This window comes from Pseudokineococcus marinus, assembly GCF_013004605.1.
Classification (GTDB): Bacteria; Actinomycetota; Actinomycetes; order Actinomycetales; family Quadrisphaeraceae; genus Pseudokineococcus; species Pseudokineococcus marinus.
Genome location: NZ_JABEMA010000520.1, coordinates 1 through 1390, shown reverse-complemented (window position 1 = coordinate 1390; position 1390 = coordinate 1). Strand labels below are relative to the sequence as shown.

The window sequence follows — 1390 nt, the reverse complement described above, 5'->3', positions numbered from 1 at the left end:
GCACGGCTCGTGGGTGACCTCGACCGTGCGCATGGGCGAGCTCCTGGACAACCTCGTGCGCTGGGACCTGCACCCCGAGCGCCTCGTCACCGCGACGTTCCCGCTCGAGGAGGCCGCCGAGGCCTACCGCACCGCCGACGCCGCCGCCGGCGGCAAGGTCGGCGTCGTCTGGCCCGACGAGGGCTGAGCCCGGCGCCGCCGCCCTCGCGGGCGGCGGCGCCGGTGGGCGGCGCGGCGCTCCCGGGTCAGCGGGAGATGAGCGCCAGCGAGAAGAGGGCGTCGTCGTCGCCGAGGGGCGCGTCGGGCCACGTCATCCCGACCGCGACGAGGAGCTCGGGCGCGGCGGGCGGCCCGTCGTGCGCCTCCACGACGTCGGCGTCGGGCAGCCCGAGCCGCCCGCCGGCGGCGCAGTGCGCCTTGACCGCGCCGCCGACGACGTTGGCGATCTCCGCGAGGACGTCGAGGGCGTCGGCCTCGCCGACGACCTCGTCCTCGTCCATCGCGAGCATCGCGCGGGCCCACCGCTCGGCGGCGAGGGGCGCGCAGCTGACGACGAGGTCGCCCTCCCAGGAGCCCTCGATGCCGATCGTCGACCGCAAGAGGCGGCTCCCGGCCGGGTGCCACCCCGCCTCGACGGGCGCGTCATCGACCTCCGGGTCGGCGGACACCGAGCGCCAGAGGTCGCCGACGAGGCCGAGGAGGTCCTCCGCGGTGACGGCGGTCGGGGCGTCGGGGCCGGTGACGACGGACGTCTCGCTCACGACCACGACGCACCCCCCGCCGTCGCGGGCTCCCCCACCGGGGCGGGCGCCAGGCCCAGCAGCTCGAGCTTGCCGAGCAGCGCCTCGGGCGTGAAGGGCTTGAAGAGGTACTCGTGCGCCCCGGCCGCGAGGGCCTTGACGACCTGCGACTGCTCGGACTCGCTCGTCACCATCATGAGCGCCATCGAGCGCAGCTCGCGCCGGCGGCGGACGGTCGTGACGAGCTGGAGCCCGTCCATGACGGGCATGTTCCAGTCGATGCAGGCGATGTCGGGCACGTCCCCGCCGGCGGCGAGGTGGCGCTCGAGGACGTCGAGGGCCTCCTGGCCGTCACCCGCCTCGAGCACGTCCATCCCGGCACGGCGCAGGACCCCGCTGACGATGCGGCGCATCGCACGGGAGTCGTCCACCACGAGGGCGATCATCGAGTTCCTCCGCTGTCGGGTCGTGGGCCGCCGGGGGCTGCGGTCCGAGGTCGTGCGCTGGTGGGGTGCGTCCGGGCGTCCGGTCGGGCGTCCGTCCGAGAGGCGGCCGCCGACGGGTGCGGTGGCGCCGCCCGTGGTGGCGGGGCGGGTGGGCGCCCGCCCGGGGGCGGTGCGAGCAGCCGGCGCGGCGAGCCGGGCACGACG

At 77.0% G+C, this 1390-nt stretch carries 2 protein-coding genes and 1 pseudogene; 1 reads left to right on the top strand and 2 read right to left on the bottom strand.

Annotated elements, in window-relative coordinates; translation table 11 throughout:
• Nucleotides 1-187 (top strand): annotated as a pseudogene (locus tag HLB09_RS17160) (alcohol dehydrogenase); the annotation flags it as partial.
• Between the two features lie 58 nt (nucleotides 188-245).
• Here the strand turns inward: HLB09_RS17160 and HLB09_RS17155 are convergent.
• Together HLB09_RS17155 and HLB09_RS17150 are read right to left on the bottom strand one after the other, a co-directional pair.
• Nucleotides 246-761 carry a chemotaxis protein CheX gene (locus HLB09_RS17155; protein ID WP_171204496.1) on the bottom strand — a complete coding sequence of 172 codons (516 nt, stop codon included), beginning with the start codon at nucleotides 759-761 and terminating at the stop codon, nucleotides 246-248.
• Nucleotides 758-1186: a response regulator gene (locus HLB09_RS17150; protein WP_171204495.1), complete on the bottom strand. Its 429-nt coding sequence runs from the start codon at nucleotides 1184-1186 to the stop codon at nucleotides 758-760. Before HLB09_RS17150 ends, HLB09_RS17155 begins: the two co-directional genes overlap by 4 nt.
• Nucleotides 1187-1390 lie beyond the last annotated feature (204 nt).

Coding starts and splice junctions, on each gene's coding strand:
- HLB09_RS17150 (WP_171204495.1), bottom strand. CDS start 1,186: ATGATCGCCCTCGTGGTGGACGACTCCCGTGCGATGCGCCGCATCGTC.